Source organism: Pelomonas candidula (genome assembly GCF_043555985.1).
Lineage (GTDB): Bacteria > Pseudomonadota > Gammaproteobacteria > Burkholderiales > Burkholderiaceae_C > Pelomonas > Pelomonas candidula.
Map to the genome: position 1 here is coordinate 287,706 of NZ_JBIGIC010000003.1, position 18,077 is coordinate 305,782.

Here is an 18,077-nt window from a genome sequence, read left to right on the forward strand (position 1 = left end):
CAAGCGTAGTGCATCCGTGGGAGCGGTGCCACGAAAAGCACGGGCATTTGCCCGCCAGTACGGGTCAGCGTTTACCGGGTTTGCCCGGACGCGTACCGCCCGCACGGGCCGCCGGCTTGGCGCCCGTGACCCGCGGCGGCAGGCCGGTGTGCTGCGTCAACAGCTGCCCCTTGCGCGGCGTGACGGGTTTCATCGGCGACGAGCCCGTCGGTTTGATCGCGGGCTTGGCCGTCGTCGAGTTCTTGCGCCGCGCGCTTTCGTAGCTGCCGTCGGTGACGGGCTGATAGGTCGGGATCAGGTGGTGCTTGCCGTTGCCGATCAGGTCGGCCCGGCCCATGGCCTTCAGCGCCTCGCGCAGCAGCGGCCAGTTGTTGGCGTCGTGGTAGCGCAGGAAGGCCTTGTGCAGCCGGCGGCGACGCTCGCCGCGCACGATGTCGACCTTCTCGCCGCGGGTCTCGTCGCGGCTGATGCCCTTCAGCGGGTTGAGCCCCGAGTGGTACATCGCCGTGGCCGTGGCCATCGGGCTGGGGTAGAAGGTCTGCACCTGGTCGGCACGGAAGCCGTTGCGCTTGAGCCAGACGGCGAGGTTCATCATGTCCTCGTCGCTGGTGCCGGGGTGAGCGGCGATGAAGTACGGGATGAGGTACTGCTTCTTGCCGGCCGCGGCGCTGGCCGCCTCGAACATCTGCTTGAAGCGGTCGTAGGTGCCGATGCCCGGCTTCATCATCTTGGACAGCGGGCCGCCCTCGGTGTGCTCGGGCGCGATCTTGAGATAGCCACCGACGTGGTGCGTGACGAGCTCCTTCACGTACTCGGGCGACTGCACGGCCAGGTCGTAGCGCAGGCCCGAGCCGATGAGGATCTTCTTGACGCCCGGCAGCGCGCGCGCGCGGCGGTACATCTTGATCAGCGGATCGTGGCTGGTGTTCAGGTTCGGGCAGATGCCCGGGTAGACGCAGCTGGGCTTGCGGCAGGCGGCCTCGATCTCGGGGCTCTTGCACCCGATGCGGTACATGTTGGCCGTGGGGCCGCCCAGGTCAGACACGATGCCGGTGAAGCCCTTGACCTTGTCGCGCATCTCCTCGATCTCGCGGATGACGGAGTCTTCCGAGCGGCTCTGGATGATGCGGCCCTCGTGCTCGGTGATGGAGCAGAAGGTGCAGCCGCCGAAGCAGCCACGCATGATGTTCACGCTGAAGCGGATCATCTCCCACGCGGGGATCTTGGTCGCACCATCGTGGCTGCCGTTCTCGTCCGCGTAGCTCGGGTGCGGGCTGCGCGCATAGGGCAGGTCGAACACGTGGTCCATCTCCGGCGTCGTCAGCGGGATGGGCGGCGGGTTGATCCAGAGGTCGCGCTCGCCGTGGCGCTGCACCAGCGCGCGGGCGTTGCCGGGGTTGGTCTCCAGGTGCAGCACGCGGTTGGCGTGGGCGTAGAGCACAGGGTCGCTCTTGACCGTCTCGTAGGCCGGCAGGCGCACGACGGTGCGTTCGCGAGGCGGCAGCGCGATGCGGCCGGTCTTGTGGATCGTGATGGGCTTGGGCGCCGATGCAGCCTCAGGCTCCGCCGTCGCGCAACTCGTCTCCTGCTTGATCTCCTGGTAGGGGCTGATCAGCTCGTCGATGCGGCCGGGGCGGTCCACCTCGGTCGAGTCCAGCTCGAACCAGCCATCGGCCGTCGTGTCATCGGTGCGACGCATGAAGGCCGTGCCGCGCACGTTGGTCAGCGTCTCGATGGGCTCACGGCGCGCCAGGCGATGGGCAATCTCGATGATGGCGCGCTCGGCGTTGCCATACACGAGCAGGTCGGCCTTGCTGTCCACGAGGATGGAACGGCGGACCTTGTCCTGCCAGTAGTCGTAGTGGGCGATGCGGCGCAGAGACGCTTCGATGCCGCCGATGACGACCGGCACGTCCTTGAACGCCTCCTGGCAACGCTGGGTGTAGACCAGCGTCGCGCGGTCCGGGCGTTTGCCGCCCTCGCCGCCGGGCGTGTAGGCGTCGTCGCTGCGGATTTTCCGATCGGCCGTGTAGCGGTTGATCATCGAATCCATGTTGCCGGCCGCGACGCCGAAGAACAGGTTGGGCTTGCCCAGCGCCTTGAAGGCGTCGGCGCTGTTCCAGTCCGGCTGCGCAATGATGCCGACGCGGAAGCCCTGCGCCTCCAGCGTGCGACCGATGACGGCCATGCCGAAACTGGGGTGGTCGACGTAGGCGTCGCCCGTGACGATGATGATGTCGCACGAGTCCCAGCCGAGCTGCTCCATCTCCTGCCGGCTCATGGGCAGGAAGGGCGCGGGGCCGAACCGCTTGGCCCAGAACGGGCGGTAGGCGGTCAGGGCCTTCGGGGCGGTGACGGGTAGTGCGGACATAAGCGTCGATTGTCGGCGGCCTGGCCCAGAAAGCACAAAGCCCGCTCGAAGAGCGGGCCATGGGCACTGGGCCTGGCGTGAATTACAGCGCGCGGATGTTCGAGGCCTGCAGACCCTTGGGGCCCTGCTTCACTTCGAACTCGACCTGGGCGCCTTCGGCCAGCGTGCGGAAGCCGCCGTTGTTCTTGATCTCGCTGTGGTGGGCGAACAGATCCTTGCCGCCATCGGCGGGGGTGATGAAGCCGAAGCCCTTGCCGTCGTCAAACCACTTGACGATGCCGGTCTGCTGGGTGCTCATGAAATTTCCTTGCGGTTGTCGTGCTGTGCGGCCCAGCCTGAGAAGCTGCGCGAAACACAACGACTGCGGGGAAGGGCCAACAAAAAAATGGCGCCATTGCCTGGCGCCTGGGTAGCGATTCTAGCGGTGTGCTCAGGCCGGCATCCGCATCGGCACGGCGACTGCCGCGCCGCGTGCACGGGCGCCACCCTTGATGCGGCTTTCCTCGAACACCTCGCAGGCGCAGTCGCGGCAGGCGCCGCAGGCCGTGGCCACGCGCAGGTCGTCCTGCAGGGCCTCGAAATCCGGGCAGCCGCTGGAGGCGGCAATCGCGATGTCGCGATCGGAGACACGGTGGCAGACACAGACAATCATGGGCACGAAGTCTAATGCGAATCGGTCTCATTTGCAAAAAGAGCGGTTTTGCCGAGGGGCTTTCGCTGGGGATACTCCGGACCAATTTCACGAATCTGGAGCTGCCATGCAAGGCGACCCGCAAGTCATTGCCCACTTGAACGCCCAGCTCAAGCTGGAGCTGACTGCCATCAACCAGTACTTCCTGCACGCCCGCATGCTGAAGAACTGGGGCCTGATGAAGATGGCCAAGCACGAGTACGAAGAGTCCATCGAAGAGATGAAGCACGCCGACAAGCTCATCGAGCGCGTGCTGACGCTGGACGGCCTGCCCAACCTGCAGGACCTCGGCAAGCTCTACATCGGCGAGAACGCGGTCGAGACGATGGAGTGCGACCTGAAGATCGAGAAGACCGGCCACGCCCACCTGAAGGAGGCCGTCGCCTACTGCGAGAGCGTGCGGGACTACGTCTCCCGCGAGCTGTTCGTGCAGATCCTGGACGACACCGAGGAACACATCGACTACCTCGAGACGCAGCTCGAACTGGTCACCAAGGTCGGTGAGCAGAACTACCTGCAGTCGCAGATGGGCGAGCCCAGCTGACCCCTCGCCCGGGCCCCCGAGGGGACGGCGATGCCCGCGGCATCGAGCCGCGAGCACATCGCCAAACGGGCCGGCTTGAGAACGGCCCGACGCTCGGCCCGGAAAGCGGCGTGACCAACGACACGGCGGGTTAGTCCGGAGTAACGACACCGACCTCCCGCGCTCAATAGGGGCATGCAAGTTCTGCAGGCCCCTTTTTCATGCTGCCGCCCGTCATGAGCTGGCTGACCCGGCTCGGCTTTGTCGCACCCGTCGCGAGCGCGCAGGACGACGAGGCCGCGCTGCTGGCCCGACTGAAGTCCGGCGATGCCGACGCACTGGCGCTGCTCTACCGGCGCGAGAGCGGATCGGTCTACCGCTACGCGCTGGCACTGGCCGGTGACGAGGCCGCCGCGCTGGACGCGGTGCAGGAGGCCTTCGCCCAGTTGCTGCGAGGCCCGCAGGCCTGGCAGCCCGGGCGCGGAACGCTGGGCGCCTACCTCGCCGGCATGGCCCGCCACCAGTTGCTGAACCAGTGGCGTGACGCGCGGCGCCACGTGCCGCTGGACGACGAGGTCGATGCCGACCACCACGCCGAACCCACACCCGCCAGCGACGCCCGCTTGGCCCAGGCCCAGCGCCACGACAGCCTCTGGGCCGCCATCCGCCGCCTCAGCTGGCCGCAGCGCGAGGCCATCGCGCTGGTCGACCTGCAGGAGCGCAGCTACGACGAGGCCGCCGCCATCGCCGGCATCAGCACCGACGTGCTGCGCACCCGCCTGCACCGCGCCCGCCAGCGCCTGGCCGACCTGCTGGACGCAGGAGAACACCCATGAACGACGACGACACCCCCGACTGGCTGCGCCCCGCCCGGGCCGGGTTCGCGCGCCTGCAGCCCGACGCCGAGCAGGACGCCGCCCTGCTCGCCACGCTGACCCACCAACTGCGCACCCGACACGCCACCCGCGACGTTCGGGAACCCCGCTGGCTGCGCCGCCTGGCCTGGGGCAGCGGCGCGCTGGGCGCTGCGGCCGCGCTGCTGCTCAGCGTCGTGCTGCTGCTGGACCCGCCGGACGGCCGTGCCGCACCGTTGGCGGCAGCCGGCAGCGGCTTCATCCCGCTGGTGCCCGAGTCCGAACTGCGTGGCGCCGCCGTCTGGCTGCAGCCCGCCGAACTGCCTCGCGAGCGCCTGGCATTGCTGGGCCTGCCCTTCGATGCCGCCCGCGCCGACGAGCTCGTGCGCGCCGAACTGATGTTGAACCCGCGTGGCCAGGTGCTGGCCGTGCGCCTGCTGGACTGAACGGAGATCCTCATGAAGCAGCCCCTGACAAGCCTCACCCTGGGCGCCCTCGCCGCCTGCGCCCTTGCGCAGGGCCAGGAAGCCCCGCGCATCGACGTCGAAGGTCACGTCCAGTTGCTGGCCGCCGCGGCGCCGCAGGTCGTGGCGGACAAGGTCGTCATGCTGGCCGGCCGCGAGCTGGAGAGCGAACGCGTCGTCAAGGGTGCGCCCTACTGCGCCACGGCCGTGCACGAGAACGTGCAGACGCTGGCCGACGGCAACCGCATCGTGCGCCGCCAGCAGAGCCAGCTGTGCCGCGACGGCGAAGGGCGCACGCGCCGCGAGGTGCAGCGCGAGGGCGGGCCCAAGGTGGTCTACCTGAACGACCCGGTCGCCAGGGAGAGCTGGGTGATCTACCCCGAGCAGAAGCGCGTGCAGCGACTGCGCGGCGGCAATGTCACGCTCGATGGCGGCGACGCCGCCGCGCACGCCGCCTGGCAGGCCTCGATGCAGGACTGGGGTGAACGCATGAAGGAGCAGGCGGCGCGCTGGGCCGAATGGGGGGCCCGCGTCGCCGAGCGGGCCCGCAGCGCGGACGCCGAGCGCGTGCGCGCCCACGCGACGGCGGGCGAGCCGGGCATCGTCATCGAGCAGGAACTGGTCGTGCCGCCGGTGCCTCCCGCACCCGACGCCAGTGCCCCGGAGCGCCGCCGCGAGCTGCGCGTCATCCGCGCCAGCGAACTGCCCGCGCCGCCCGTCATGCCCGCACCGCCCGCGGCGATGGCCATTCCGGCGCCGCCGGTACCGCCGGTGCCCCCGCTGCTGCTGAACCTGCCGCTGTTGCCGCGTGAAGGCGGCACGACGACGGCGCTGGCGGCCAGGGAGGTCGACGGCCTCAAGCTCAACGGCGAACGCACGACCTGGACCATCGAGGCCGGCAAGATCGGCAACGAGAAGCCCATCGTCATCAGCCGCGAGGTCTGGCGCAGCCCGGAACTGATGCTGACCGTCTCCAGCCGCGACGCCGACCCGCGCCAGGGCGAACAGAACTACCGGCTGGAGAAGATCCGGCGCGGCGAGCCCGACCCGGCGCTGATGAAGCCGCCCGCCGACTTCAGCGAAGGCCCCAGGCGCAACGGCGCAAGGCCGGCGGCGAGCGCACCGGCCGGCGGCGAGCGCACCGGCCGGCAAGGCCTAGCTAGACAGGCCCCAGCACGCGCATCGAGTAGTCGGTCGCCCTGACGTCCTTCGTCAGCCGGCCGATGGAGATGCGATCCACGCCGGTGGCGGCGATCCAGCGCAGCTGGTCCAGCGCGACACCGCCCGACACCTCCAGCAGCGCCCGGCCCGCGTTGACCGCCACGGCTTCGCGCATCATGGCCTCGCTGAAGTTGTCCAGCAGCACGCTGACGGCGCCGGCATCCAGCGCCTCACGCAACTGCGCGATGGTCTCGACCTCGATCTGGATGTCCACGCCCGCGTTCAGCGCCTGCGCCGCCCGCAGCGCCTGAGCGGTGCCGCCAGCCGCGGCGATGTGGTTCTCCTTGATGAGGATGCCGGCGTACAGCGCCAGCCGCTGGTTCTGGCCGCCGCCCACGCGCACGGCGTACTTCTGCGCCAGGCGCAGGCCGGGCAAGGTCTTGCGCGTGTCGAGGATGGCGCAGCCCGATGCGTTGGGGCTGGCACCGGCCACCGCATCCACATGGGCGCGCGTGGTCGTCGCCGTGCCTGACAGCAGCTGCAGGAAGTTCAGCGCCGGCCGCTCGGCCGACAGCAGATGGCGGCCATCGGCCTCGATGCGGCAGACGATGCTGTCCGCCGTCATCGCCGCACCTTCGTCGTAGAGCCACTCGATGCGGCTCGTCGCATCCAGCGCCGCGAACACGCCGTCGAACCAGTCGCGGCCGCACAGCACGGCGGCTTCGCGCACCCGCACCTGCGCCGCCACGCGCCGGCCCGCGGGCACCAGCTGGGCCGTCCAGTCGCAGCGGCCGATGTCCTCGGCCAGCGCGTCGCGGATGTTGCGCGCGCGCGCCTGTTCCAGGGTCTCTTCGATGAACATCACTCGGCCGGTCCGATCGTCAGGGAAATCTCGCCCAGGCCCTCGATGCGGCCCGTGATGACGTCGCCCGTCACGACCGCGCCCACGCCGGCCGGCGTGCCGGTGTAGATCAGGTCGCCGGGGTGGAGGTGAAACAGGTGCGACAGGTTGGACACGATCTCGGCCTGGCTCCAGATCATGTCCGCCAGATCGCCACGCTGCTTCTCGACGCCGTTCACGGCCAGCGTGATGGCGCCCTTCTCCAGCAGGCCGGTCTCGGACACGCGGGCGATGTCGGTCAGGATGGCCGACTGGTCGAATCCTTTGGCCGTGTCCCAGGGCTTGCCGCCGGCCTTGGCCATGGCCTGCAGGTCGCGGCGCGTCATGTCCAGGCCCGCGGCATAGCCCCAGATGGCGGCCTTGGCGGCCTGCGGCGTCACGCGGAACACCGGCGCACCGATGGCGATGACCAGCTCCATCTCGTAGTGGTAGTTCTTGGTCTCGGTCGGGTAAGGCACCGTCGAGCCCGAGGGCGTCAGCGCGCTTGCAGGCTTGGTGAAATAGAACGGCGGCTCGCGCGTCGGGTCGCTGCCCATCTCGCGGGCATGATCGGCATAGTTGCGGCCGACGCAGAAGATGCGGCTGACCGCGTAACGGGCGTCCGTGCCACGCACGCCGGCGCTGGGAATCTCGGCTGGAGGAAAGACGAAGTTGCTCATGTCATGGCATCGCCGATGGAAACAGGGGGCAAAGCATACTGGGCTGGCCCTGATGCTGCTGGTATTGACGCTGATGACGGGCTGCGCGACCCGGCCCGTCAGCGCCGACCGCGACGGCCCCCTGCCCAACCCGCCGGCCGAGCTGGCCAAGGTGCCCGACGCGGTGCCACGCCTGGAGCCCATCCGCGTCGGCGGCCCCAACAAGCCCTACGAGGTGCTGGGCGAACGCTACCTGCCCCTCACCGGTGACGATCCCTACGTGGACCGCGGCCTTGCGTCCTGGTACGGCCGCAAGTTCCACGGCCGGCCCACGGCCAGCGGTGAGGTCTACAACATGTACGCCATGACAGCCGCCCACGCGACGCTGCCCATTCCCAGCTACGCCCGCGTGCGCAACCCCGCCAACGGCAAGGAGGTGATCGTCCGCATCAACGACCGTGGCCCCTTCCACAAGGGCCGCATCATCGACCTCAGCTACACCGCCGCGCTGAAGCTGGACCTGCTGCGCGGCGTCGCGCCAGTGGAGGTGCGGCGCATCACCTACGCCGAGATCCGCGCCGGCAACTGGCAGAAGCCCGCCGACCCGCCGCCGGTGTTCACGCCGGATGCCGCCCCCGGCGCGCCGCAACGCGAGACGACCGCCACCGTGGCGGGCGTGGCCACGCCGGGCACCGGCATCTGGCTGCAGTTCGGCGCCTTCGCCAGGCTCGACAGTGCAGAGGCGCTGCGCCAGCGCGTCGCCGAGGCCGACCTCAGCCTGCTGCCGCTGCTGACCATCGTCCGCGAGGCCGGCCTGCACCGGCTGCGCGCCGGCCCCTTCCCCGATGCCGACGAGGCGCGCGCCACGGCCGCCCGGCTGCGCAGCGAGAGCGGGCTGGAGTCGACGCTGGTCGAGAAGCGCTAGCCGGCTAGCGCCCGCCCGCCACGTCCAGCAGCGCGCCCACCGTGTAGCTGGCCGCATCGCTGAGAAGCCAGGCGATGGCTTCGGCCACCTCGTCGGCGCGGCCCAGGCGCTGGATGGGGATGGTGGCCGCGGCGGCGGCCGCGTCCATGCCGCTGGCCGCGTGGATGTCGGTCTCGATGATGCCGGGCCGCACGCCGTTGACGCGGATGCCCTCGCCGATCAGCTCACGCGCCAGGCCCTTGGTCAGCGTATCGACGGCACCCTTGGTGGCCGCGTAGTCCACATAGATGCCCGCCGAGCCGAACTCGGCCGCCCGCGAGCTGAGGTTGACGATGGCCCCGCCCGCGCCGCCACGCGCGGTGCTCATGCGCCGCGCGGCCTGCTGGCAGCACAGCAGCGTGCCGATCACGTTGACATCGAACAGCCGCCGCCAGCGGGCGGGCGCCATGGATTCCAGCCGCGCGGCCGGCGCCACGATGCCAGCGTTGTTGACCAGGCCCGCCAGCCGCCCGCCCTCGGCGTCCAGCCGCTCGAACATCGCGGCCACCTGCGCTTCGTCTGCCACGTCGGCCTGCAGCGCCAGCGCACGCCGGCCGAGTCCCTGCAATCGAGCCGCGAGCGCCTGGGCGGCGGCGCTATCCTGCGCGTAGTTAATGGCCACGTCCCAGCCGGCTGCAGCGCAGCGCAGCGCGGTGGCGGCGCCAATGCCACGCGAACCTCCGGTGATCAAGACCCAGGCCGACATGGGCGGCATTGTGGCCTTGCCGGCGATGATGCGGCCTCCTCTCGAAGCTGCATGGAATTCCTCGACGTCCCGACGATCCTGAAGGTCAGCGCCGCCTTCAACCTGATGGCTGCGCTGGCATGGCTGACGCTGGCCCAGGCCTTCCGCATCGCGCCGCGCGCGGGCCGGCTGATGGCGGCCGGCCATGTGCTGCGCTTCGCGACACAGGACTGGGGCGGCGGCCTGGCCGGCTGGCCCCCGCTGCTGCAACAGGCCATCCCCGAGTTCGGCCTGCTGGGCTGCATCGTGCTGCTGCTGCTGGCCCTGCGCCGCATGCTGCGCAGCCGCCGGCCGCCGAGCGACATCGCGTGGGTCGGCGGCCTGGGCGCCTTCGGCATCGCGGTGGGTCTGGCCATCGGCTCGGCACCGGCCACCGAGCTTGCGAGCGCGGCGGCGGTGACGACGCTGGCGCTGCTGGCCGTGCGCGAGGTGGTGCGCGGCGTGGGCAGCCAGCTCTCCCGCATTGCCACGGGCGTCACGACGCTGCCGTTCGCGCTGCTGGCCGGCATGAGCCTCGCCCACGGTGCGGAGCTGCTGCTGGAACCGAGCTGGAGCGGCCACCTGCTGCGCGGCGAGCTGCCCACGCCGGAGCGCGCCGTGCTCTGGTACGTCGTCACGGCCAGCATCACGCTGAGCCTCATCGCGCTGATGGTCTGGCGCGTCGTCACGCGCATCCAGCACCTCACGTATCGCGACCCGCTGACCGGCTCACTGAACCGCCGCGCCTTCGAGCAGGCCCTGACCGAGGCCCAGGCCCAGCTTCAACGCGGCCACGGCTTTGCGCTGGCGATGATCGACATCGACCACTTCAAGCGGGTCAACGACCTGCACGGCCACCCGGCCGGTGACGCGGCGCTGCAGCACTGTGTGCGCATCTGGCAGGCCGGGCTGCGCAAGGTGGACCGCCTGGGCCGCCTCGGCGGCGAGGAGTTCTGCGCGCTGCTGCCGCTGGCATCGCCCGGCGACCTGGCGACGGCCGCCGCCGTCACCGAGCGGCTGCGCGCCGCGCTGGCAGCCGAGCCGCTGGCGTGGGAGGGCCTGCTGCTGCCGCTGTCCGCCAGCTTCGGCGTGGCGCTGCCGGTGGCGGGCGATGCAGCCGGCGAGATCGGGCTGGCGCGGGCCGATGCCGAGCTCTACCGCGCCAAGGCCGAGGGCCGCAACCGCGTCTGCGTCGCGACGCACCTGCTGGGGGCCACGGCATGAGCACCGCCCGGCCGCCCGCAGGTGCTCGCTCCCGTTTGGCGAACGACCGGCCGATCCGTCGGCCGGGCAGGCACGCAGCGCGGAGGGCGCCATGATCACGCCCGCCCAGACGCTGACGATGGCGGCCGCCATCATCATGTCCGCCGCCACGGCGACGCTGGTGTGGCTGTCGCTGGCGCTGCTGGCGCGCATCGCGCCGCGGGCGTCGCTGACGATGGCCGGCGCCAATGCCTGTGCGGCGCTGTCGCTGACGCTGAACGCGACGCGTGGTGTGCTGCCCGACGCGCTGACCTGCTGGCCTGCGGACGTGCTGGCCGTCGCCTCCTTCGCGCTGCTCGGCGCGGCGGTGCCGGCCATCCTGACGCGACACCTGCCCTGGAAGCCCGCGGCCATCGCCGTCGCCATGTCGGGCCTGGCGATGTTGGCCCTGCCCTACGGCGGCGACATGCGCTGGCAGACCCGCATCGTCAGCGGCATGGCCGCGGTGCTGGTGTTCGTGGCCGGCATGGCCGCGTGGCGCCACCTGAGTGCGACCGCCGGGCGGCGCACGCCGGCCTCGCTGGCGCTGCCGCTGTTCCTGATCTCGCTGCTGATGGCGCTGCGCGGCGTGGACAGCTTCATCCACCCCGGTACCGCGCCGGACGTGCGCGCGCCCACCGCGCTCAACCTCGGCCTGCTGTGGCTGGCGCTGGTCATGACGCTGCTGCTGAACGCGACGCTGGCCTTCCTCGTGCTGATGCGGCTGATCCACCGCATCGAGCGCCTGCTGGAGCGCGACCCGCTGACCGACACGCTGAACCGCCGTGCGTTCGACCAGGCGCTGGAGCAGGCGCACGCGTGGTTCCGGCGTGGCCGCGCCTACGCGGTGGTGATGATCGACATGGACCGCTTCAAGCAGCTCAACGACACCCTGGGCCACGCCGCCGGCGACGCCGCGCTGCACCAGATGGTGCGCGAGCTGCAGCCCTGCGTGCGCGAGGTGGACCGCTTCGGCCGGCTGGGCGGCGAGGAGTTCTGCGTGCTGCTGCCCGACACCGGCATCGCCGGCGCCGCGCTGGTGGCCGAACGCATGCGCGCCCTCGTGCACGCAACGCCGCTGCGCTGGCTGGAGCAGGACTGGCCGCTGAGCGCGAGCTTCGGGATCGCCGAGGCCGAGCGCGGCGACGCCAGCGCCAACGCCGTGCTGGCCCGCGCCGACGCCGCGCTCTACCGCGCCAAGGCCCAGGGCCGCAACGTCGTACAGGCCTGAGGCCGCCGGGCGCCGGCAGGCATGGGTTGACGACCTTCTAACAGGCAGCGCCGCCGCACTGAGTTAGGCTGGCGGCATCCGTCCTTGAAAGGGTGTCCCCATGAAGATCCAGACCGCCGCCGCAGCCCTCGCCATCGCCCTGACCGCCGCCTTCGCCGCCCCGGCCGCCGAAGCCCGCGTCCAGCACCACAAGACCAGCCACGCCAGCACCGCCAAGATGGTCAAGACCGGCGCCAAGAAGGCCGGCAAGGCCAAGCACAAGAAGCACGGCAAGAAGAAGGCTGGCAAGAACGCCTGACCCCGGAGAGGGTCTGCAACACCCCTAGGCCCGCAGCGGCAGCCGCAGCACCACCAGGGTGCCGCGGCCGGGCGTCGTGTCGATGCGCAGCGTGGCGCCCAGCACCTGGGCGCGCTGGCGCATGCTGGCCAGCCCGTGGCCCGAGCCGGGCAGCGTGGCATCGAAGCCGCAGCCGTCGTCTTCGATGCGCACCTCCAGCGCGCTGCCCTCCTGGCGCGCCGACAGGCTCAGCGTGCGCGCCCGCGCATGCTTGATGACGTTGGTCATCGCCTCCTGGATCAACCTCAGCACCTGCAGCGCCTGCGCCGGCTCCAGCCAGGGCAGCGGCGGCATGTCGGCCATGGCCCATTCCAGGTTGAGGCCGGCGCTGTGCAGCCGGTGGCCCACGCGGGTGCGCAACGTGGCCAGCAGCGTCGCGAGGTCATGCTCCAGCGGCTCCAGGGAGTCGATGGTCAGCCGCAGGTCCTCGATGGCGCTGCGCAGCAGCTCGGCCATCGCCGGCGCGCTGGCCGTGCCGCTTTCGGCCAGCCGCAGCATCGCGATCAGCGTCGAGCCGACACCGTCGTGCATGTCGCGCATCAGGCGCTGCCGCTCCAGCAGCAGCGCCTGCTCGCGCTCGACGGTGCGCAGCTGCTCGTGCCGCGCGGCCAGCTCGGCCTCGCGCTCGGCCAGGCGCGCCGACAGCAGCGCGCTGGCCGACTCGGCCTGCTCGATGGCGCCGGTGAAGCGGCGTAGCGCGGCGTACAGGAAGCTGCCGATCATCAGCAGCGCCCCGTAGGGCAGCAGGTAGATGGACTCGGGGCTGATGCGCACGCCCACCAGCAGCCAGTCGTGCACGGCCAGGCCCAGGCCGATCCACAGCGCCACGACGATGACGCGCAGCTCGCGGCGGCCGCCGCGCACGGCCAGCGCCGTCAGCACGCCGGTCACTGTCAGCGCGGCGACGAGGGTCACGGCATGCTGCACCAGCAGCGACACCGGCAGCCCGGGCACGGTCAGCAGCGAGCCCGCCAGCACGAACAGCGCCAGGCCGCGCTCCACCCGCGGCAGCCGGCGCGCGTCGAAGCGGAAGGCGAAGAGGTAGGTCGCCAGCATCAGCCAGGCGACCGACGCCGAGGTCATCCACCAGAACCAGGCGTAGGCGAGGTCGCCAGACGGCAGGATGACGAAGAAGTGCAGGTTGCGCAGCGTCCAGCCGGCCGCGGCACAGGCGAAGTAGAGGTAGGCACGCTCGGCCCGCCGCCCCAGCCAGACGACGAAGGACAGCAGCCCCATCGCCAGCATGGCCAGGCTGACGGCGGCGGGCACCGTCTGCTGCAGCGCGCTGCGCAGGCCGTGCCGGTCGCGCAGTTCCTCCTCGGGGCCGGCCCACACGGTCGACAGCGCGTAGAAGCCGCCATAGCGGCTGGGCAGGCCCAGCGCGAGCGTCAGCACCTCGCCCGACGCGCGGCGCTGCGGCGGCAGGGTCATAAGCAGGGGCCGGTTCCACTGCTCGGCGATGCCGGCCTGGTTGTCGAAGACCTGCCGCCAGCCCTGCGGCTCCCGCAGCCACAAGGTCACGGCCTCGCCGGTGACGCGGGGCACGTACACCGCCAGCGGCGCGTCGGCCGCCAGCCCGGCCGGCATCGTCCAGCGCAGGCGGTACCAGTGCATGGCGCGCTGCTGGTCCATCTCGGCAGACTCGCCCAGGGGACGCTGGCGCCGGTCGGGCAACGCCACCGGCTGCCAGGGGGCGTCCTGCGGCGCCTGGAGGGGCTGTGCCTCCTCGACGATGGCGGCCGTCTGGTGGTCGGCCTGCTCGTAACGCTGTGAGAAGACCTCGCCGGCCTGCGCCGCGGGGCTGACCAGCAGCCACGCCAGCAGCAGAAGCCGCCCTGTTCTAGTCACGCAGCAAACCCATGCGCCGCGCCTCGTAGACCGCCTCCGTGCGCGAGTGCACCTGCAGCTTGCGGTAGATGCGCTTGACGAAGGTGGTGACCGTGTGGCGCGACACCGCCAGCATCGGCGCGATCTCCTCGTAGCTGTAGCCCTTGGCGCAGAGCTGCAGCACCTCGCACTCCCGCGGCGACAGGTTGGCGTCGCCATCCACCGCCGGCTCACTGGCGCTGCGCTGGGCCTGCGCCCAGGCGGCCGAGCGGCGCAGCATCTGGCGCGCGATGACCGCGCTGATCGGGCTGCCGCCGGCCTTCAACACGCGCAGCTGCTCGACGATCTCGGTGGGCGAGGCGTCCTTCAGCAGATAGCCCGTCGCGCCGGCCTCGATGGCGGCCAGCACATGGGACTCGTCGCCGAACACGGTGACCACCATCGCCTCGCAGTCGGGCAGCGAGCGCGCCGCCTCGGCGATCAGCACGGTGCCGTCGCCATCGGGCAGGCCCAGGTCCACCAGCAGCACGTCGGGCCGGGTGTTGCGCAGCAGGTGCAGGCCCGCCGCCAGCGTGGCCGCCTGGCCCACGACCTGCATGTCCTCCGCCGCCTCCACGGCCGCCGCGAAGGGCTGCAGCACGGAGGGGTCGTCATCGACGATCAGCACGCGCAGCTTCATGCGCCGGGAGTGTAGGGAGCGGCCATCCTGCGGCGTGAGGACCTGTGCCGTGATTGCGGTACGCCCCATCACGCAGACGCCGACGGTCGCAACGGCAGCCGCAGGCTCACCCGCGTGCCCTGCCCCGGCTCGCCGTGCCAGCACAGCGCCGCGCCCAATGCCTGCGCGCGCTGGCGCATGCTGGCCAGGCCGCGGCCGGCGGTGGCGGCGCCGGGGTCGAAGCCACAGCCATCGTCGGCGATGCAGACCTCCAGCGCATCGCCGTCGGGCCTTGCGGACACGCTCAACGTCTGCGCCCGCGCATGCTTGATGACGTTGGTCACCGCCTCCTGCACGAGGCGCAGCACCTGCAGCGCCTGCGTAGGCTCCAGCCACGGCAGCGGCGGCATGTCGGCAACCGCCCACTCCAGCGTCAGGCCGGCCGCCTCCAGCCGGCGGCCCACACGCGTGCGCAACGTGGCCAGCAGCGTCGCGAGGTCGTGCTCCATCGGCTCCAGCGAGTCGATGGTCAGCCGCAGGTCTTCGATGGCGCTGCGCAGCAGCTCCGCCATCGCCGGCGCGCTGGCTCCGCCGCTCTCGGACAGCCGCAGCATCGCGATCAGCGTGGAGCCGACGCCGTCATGCATGTCTCGCATCAGCCGCTGGCGCTCCAGCAGCAACGCCCGCTCGCGCTCTGCCTCGTGCACCAGCTGCTGCTGGGCGCGCAAGGCCTCGCCCAGCGCCTCGGCCGAGCGGCGCGCGACGAGGGTGTTGCGGATGGCCACCTGCATGCGCCAGCCGTACAGGCTCACCAGCCCGAACAGCAGCCCGCAGGCCAGCGCATGCAGCACGTGGCCGGAGCGGCTGGCGACGGTGAGCGTGCCCAGCACCGAGGCCGGCAGCGACAGCGACAGCACCAGCCCCGGCATGCCCGGCGCGTGGGCACCGGCGAAGACGATGGTCACGTTGAAGGCGCAGGCCAGCAGCAGCGGCAGCTCTGCCGCCTCGCCCTGCGACACCATCCACGGCACCAGGCCCCAGACGACGCTGCTCATCAACACGCTGGCGTGCAGCCACGGCAGCCAGCGCCGCATCGCGGCGGCGAAGTCCGTCGCGCGCTCCAGCCGCCAGCCCACCCAGCCCTGGGCCAGGCAGGCCCCCATGGCGCCTGCCGCCCAGGCCAGCCGCCAGCGCAGCGGTGCGTAGTCCTGCCACGCCAGCACCATGCCGGCGATCAGCACGGCCAGCGCGACGATCGTGCCGCGCAGGTGGGCAAGGAACAGCCGCAACGAGTCCTGCTCGACACGCTCGCGCAGCGCCGCCTCGTCGAGCACCAGCTCAGCCATGCCGCCCGCCCACCGGGGCATCCGGGCGCCCGGCGCAGGTCGTGATCTCACACAGCTTCATGGCCGAAGTCTAGGAAGGCGTGCACCCACCTCTTCTCCACAGCCTGTAGGAGACGTGCCGCGTTCGCGGGACAGCCCGCCCACACAGGGCCGGGAACGGCTTTCCATACTCGTTTGGCGCTCTTCCACGCGGCACATCTCCCACGACCCGCATCCGGAAGGGCCTGGCCGGCACGGCCGGCATGACCCTGGTTCGAACACTCGCTGAGGAGCCGCCCGATGCCCCGATTCCGTCAATGCCTGCAGGGTCTGGCCCTGCTGTTCGCCGCGTACGCCGGGGCTGCCACCGCCGCCGGCCGCGAGGCGGCCGACCTGGAGGCGCTGCAGGCCGACTCCGCCATCCCGATGCGGGCCGAGCCGGGCGTGGTCGTCAGCCCGCGCGGCCTGGCCTATGCCTACGCGCGCCGCGACACGCTCACGTCCGCCGCGGCCGGCGACAGCCGTCTCGTGTTCGTCGCCCAGCCGCTGACCGCCTCGGTCGCCGTGCTGGACCGCTTCACCGGCCAGCAGCTGGGGCAGCTGCCGGCGCCGCCCGGCGGCTGGCTGCTGCCGTTCTCGCTGCGCGTGCCGCGCGAGGGCCATGTCGTCGTGCTGGACTCCGGCGGCTTCCCCAGCCCCACGGCGCCGTCCGTGCCGCGCGTCTACGACTACAACGTCTTCTACAACCCGCACACGCTGCAGCTGCGCGCCACGCTGGAGCGCGTCGTGCGCTTCGACGGCCTGCCCGTCGTCTTCGCCGAGGACGTGGAGGTGACCTCCAGCGGGAACTACGTCGTGTCGGAATCCATCGTCGGCGCGCTGTGGGTCATCAAGCCCGACGGCAGCATCGCGCCGGGCCTGTTCCCGTCGGACGGCCAGCCCATCGCCACGCTGGCGCCCTGCGCGTTCACGCCGACGACGGTGGGCGGCCTGCCGTTCACGACGGCCGGCAACTTCGCGCCCGGCGTCGTGGGCCTGGCCGAGCGCCGCGGCCAGCTGTACTTCTCGACGACCTGCCACGGCGGCGTCTACCGCGTGCCGATGGCCTCGCTGCTGGACGCCACGCGCAGCCCGGCCGCGCGCGCGGCGGACATCCAACCCGTGTCGCCGCGCGCGGCCGGCACGGCATCCGAGACGCTGCACGGCCTCGCCTTCGACCGCGCCCGACCGGGCGACGACGCGCTCTACGCGGCCGACTCGCTGCAGCTGCGCATCGTGCGCATCGACACGCGCGACGGCTCGCGCCGGGTCGTCGCGAGCGACGCAACGCTGTTCAACTTCCCGTCCAAGCTGCAGTTCCTGCCGCCGGTGAACGGGCTGGCGCCGCTGCTCGTCGCGTCGGACCAGGAGCATCGGCTCAAGCTCATCAACGCCGCGCTGCAGGACGACCAGCTGCAGCCGCCGTGGTTGATCACCAAGGTGTTCGTCGGGGCGCCGTTCGGGTTCCATCACGCACCGGACCGGCGGTGACGCACCATGAAGCGCGATCTACCCGACACCGAGCTGGCCGCGGCCCGCCAGGTGGCCGTGTTCGGCTACTTCTGGGAGATGGTCCACCGTCGCAGCGGGGCCGTCGTCGGCGAGGGCTTCTGCCGCCAGCTGCCGGCGCTGCGCCGGCAGCACGGGTACGACTACCGGCTGACCCGCGTCGCCGAGATCGATCGGAGCGCCCCATGGGCACCGCACCGCTGACGATGCAGGACGAGATCGCCTGGCTGGGCCAGCTGCTGCTGGGCCGCGACGCCTGCGCGCTGTTCGGCAACGGCCCGTTGGGCCCGATGCTCACCGGCCTGTGCACGCTGCTGACGCCCAGGCTGAGCGGCCCCGGCGACGTGGCGGACGTGGACCTGGCCGAGCTGGATGCGGCCAGCCTGGACAACCCGCTGGGCCTGCAGCTGCTGCTGTCGCTGCTGCCCGAAGGCCTGGCGCAACCGGCGGCGCGCGACGCGCAAGGCCGCTGCCACGTGGGCGACGACGCCCTCGACCGCCTGGCCGGCCACGGTGAAGGGCTGTGCCCCTGCTACCGCTTCGACCTCGCCGGCATGCGGGCGCTGCCCTTCAACAACGGCGCGGAGGCCCGTCGCTGAAGCGCGGGCCGAGCGAGGG

Annotated in this window: 20 protein-coding genes; 11 read left to right on the forward strand and 9 right to left on the reverse strand. The window is 71.5% G+C overall.

The window, feature by feature from the left end; genetic code table 11:
* Positions 1 to 64: 64 nt before the first annotated feature.
* The 3 genes from ACG04R_RS07485 to ACG04R_RS07495 all read right to left on the reverse strand — a co-directional run bounded on the left by ACG04R_RS07485 (position 65) and on the right by ACG04R_RS07495 (position 3,023).
* Positions 65 to 2,371: a YgiQ family radical SAM protein gene (locus ACG04R_RS07485; protein WP_394407639.1), complete on the reverse strand. Its 2,307-nt coding sequence runs from the start codon at positions 2,369 to 2,371 to the stop codon at positions 65 to 67.
* An 82-nt stretch (positions 2,372 to 2,453) separates the two neighbouring features.
* Positions 2,454 to 2,669 (reverse strand): cold-shock protein, encoded by a 216-nt coding sequence (locus tag ACG04R_RS07490; RefSeq protein ID WP_394407641.1) that lies wholly within the window; start codon positions 2,667 to 2,669, stop codon positions 2,454 to 2,456.
* 132 nt (positions 2,670 to 2,801) lie between these two features.
* Positions 2,802 to 3,023, reverse strand: coding sequence for a (2Fe-2S)-binding protein (locus ACG04R_RS07495; protein WP_394407643.1), 222 nt, complete (start codon positions 3,021 to 3,023; stop codon positions 2,802 to 2,804).
* 106 nt (positions 3,024 to 3,129) lie between these two features.
* Between ACG04R_RS07495 and bfr the strand changes: the two genes are divergently transcribed.
* The 4 genes from bfr to ACG04R_RS07515 all read left to right on the forward strand — a co-directional run bounded on the left by bfr (position 3,130) and on the right by ACG04R_RS07515 (position 6,106).
* A complete protein-coding gene (gene bfr, locus ACG04R_RS07500; protein WP_394407645.1) occupies positions 3,130 to 3,606 on the forward strand; it encodes a bacterioferritin in 477 nt (158 codons plus the stop codon).
* Positions 3,607 to 3,806: 200 nt separating this feature from the next.
* Positions 3,807 to 4,421 (forward strand): RNA polymerase sigma factor, encoded by a 615-nt coding sequence (locus ACG04R_RS07505; protein ID WP_394407647.1) that lies wholly within the window; start codon positions 3,807 to 3,809, stop codon positions 4,419 to 4,421.
* Entirely contained in the window at positions 4,418 to 4,885 is a 468-nt protein-coding gene (locus tag ACG04R_RS07510; RefSeq protein WP_394407649.1) for a hypothetical protein, read from the forward strand. The genes ACG04R_RS07505 and ACG04R_RS07510 overlap by 4 nt, the downstream gene beginning before the upstream one ends.
* Positions 4,886 to 4,897: 12 nt before the next feature.
* A complete protein-coding gene (locus ACG04R_RS07515) occupies positions 4,898 to 6,106 on the forward strand; it encodes a hypothetical protein (protein WP_394407651.1) in 1,209 nt (402 codons plus the stop codon).
* Here the strand turns inward: ACG04R_RS07515 and nadC are convergent.
* Together nadC and ACG04R_RS07525 are read right to left on the reverse strand one after the other, a co-directional pair.
* The gene (nadC, locus tag ACG04R_RS07520; protein WP_394407653.1) at positions 6,063 to 6,926 is read right to left on the reverse strand and encodes a carboxylating nicotinate-nucleotide diphosphorylase; all 864 of its coding nucleotides are present in this window, start codon (positions 6,924 to 6,926) and stop codon (positions 6,063 to 6,065) included. The genes ACG04R_RS07515 and nadC overlap by 44 nt on opposite strands.
* Positions 6,926 to 7,624: a fumarylacetoacetate hydrolase family protein gene (locus ACG04R_RS07525; protein WP_394407655.1), complete on the reverse strand. Its 699-nt coding sequence runs from the start codon at positions 7,622 to 7,624 to the stop codon at positions 6,926 to 6,928. The genes nadC and ACG04R_RS07525 overlap by 1 nt, the downstream gene beginning before the upstream one ends.
* Before the next feature lie 52 nt (positions 7,625 to 7,676).
* Between ACG04R_RS07525 and ACG04R_RS07530 the strand changes: the two genes are divergently transcribed.
* Positions 7,677 to 8,528, forward strand: coding sequence for a septal ring lytic transglycosylase RlpA family protein (locus tag ACG04R_RS07530; RefSeq protein WP_394407657.1), 852 nt, complete (start codon positions 7,677 to 7,679; stop codon positions 8,526 to 8,528).
* Between the two features lie 4 nt (positions 8,529 to 8,532).
* Here the strand turns inward: ACG04R_RS07530 and ACG04R_RS07535 are convergent, their stop codons facing one another.
* Positions 8,533 to 9,273, reverse strand: a complete 741-nt coding sequence (locus tag ACG04R_RS07535; RefSeq protein ID WP_394407659.1) for an SDR family oxidoreductase — start codon at positions 9,271 to 9,273, stop codon at positions 8,533 to 8,535.
* A 51-nt stretch (positions 9,274 to 9,324) separates the two neighbouring features.
* On the opposite strand from ACG04R_RS07535, the gene ACG04R_RS07540 reads away from it, so the two are divergent.
* The 3 genes from ACG04R_RS07540 (at position 9,325) to ACG04R_RS07550 (ending at position 12,062) form a co-directional block, all read left to right on the forward strand.
* Positions 9,325 to 10,515 carry a GGDEF domain-containing protein gene (locus tag ACG04R_RS07540; protein WP_394407661.1) on the forward strand — a complete coding sequence of 397 codons (1,191 nt, stop codon included), beginning with the start codon at positions 9,325 to 9,327 and terminating at the stop codon, positions 10,513 to 10,515.
* A gap of 91 nt (positions 10,516 to 10,606) precedes the next feature.
* Positions 10,607 to 11,764 (forward strand): GGDEF domain-containing protein, encoded by a 1,158-nt coding sequence (locus ACG04R_RS07545; protein WP_394407663.1) that lies wholly within the window; start codon positions 10,607 to 10,609, stop codon positions 11,762 to 11,764.
* A gap of 100 nt (positions 11,765 to 11,864) precedes the next feature.
* Positions 11,865 to 12,062 carry a hypothetical protein gene (locus tag ACG04R_RS07550; RefSeq protein ID WP_394407665.1) on the forward strand — a complete coding sequence of 66 codons (198 nt, stop codon included), beginning with the start codon at positions 11,865 to 11,867 and terminating at the stop codon, positions 12,060 to 12,062.
* Positions 12,063 to 12,086: 24 nt separating this feature from the next.
* Here the strand turns inward: ACG04R_RS07550 and ACG04R_RS07555 are convergent, their stop codons facing one another.
* The 3 genes from ACG04R_RS07555 to ACG04R_RS07565 all read right to left on the reverse strand — a co-directional run bounded on the left by ACG04R_RS07555 (position 12,087) and on the right by ACG04R_RS07565 (position 15,932).
* Entirely contained in the window at positions 12,087 to 13,949 is a 1,863-nt protein-coding gene (locus ACG04R_RS07555; protein WP_394407667.1) for a sensor histidine kinase, read from the reverse strand.
* Entirely contained in the window at positions 13,942 to 14,607 is a 666-nt protein-coding gene (locus ACG04R_RS07560; RefSeq protein ID WP_394407669.1) for a response regulator, read from the reverse strand. Before ACG04R_RS07560 ends, ACG04R_RS07555 begins: the two co-directional genes overlap by 8 nt.
* Before the next feature lie 68 nt (positions 14,608 to 14,675).
* A complete protein-coding gene (locus ACG04R_RS07565; protein ID WP_394407671.1) occupies positions 14,676 to 15,932 on the reverse strand; it encodes a sensor histidine kinase in 1,257 nt (418 codons plus the stop codon).
* Positions 15,933 to 16,211: 279 nt separating this feature from the next.
* Between ACG04R_RS07565 and ACG04R_RS07570 the strand changes: the two genes are divergently transcribed.
* The 3 genes from ACG04R_RS07570 to ACG04R_RS07580 are packed head-to-tail and all read left to right on the forward strand — an operon-like array spanning position 16,212 to position 18,058.
* A complete protein-coding gene (locus ACG04R_RS07570; protein ID WP_394407673.1) occupies positions 16,212 to 17,441 on the forward strand; it encodes a hypothetical protein in 1,230 nt (409 codons plus the stop codon).
* Between the two features lie 6 nt (positions 17,442 to 17,447).
* Positions 17,448 to 17,663: a hypothetical protein gene (locus ACG04R_RS07575; RefSeq protein WP_394407675.1), complete on the forward strand. Its 216-nt coding sequence runs from the start codon at positions 17,448 to 17,450 to the stop codon at positions 17,661 to 17,663.
* On the forward strand, positions 17,645 to 18,058 hold the full coding sequence (locus ACG04R_RS07580; protein ID WP_394407677.1) for a hypothetical protein: 414 nt from the start codon (positions 17,645 to 17,647) through the stop codon (positions 18,056 to 18,058). The genes ACG04R_RS07575 and ACG04R_RS07580 overlap by 19 nt, the downstream gene beginning before the upstream one ends.
* Positions 18,059 to 18,077: the final 19 nt, after the last annotated feature.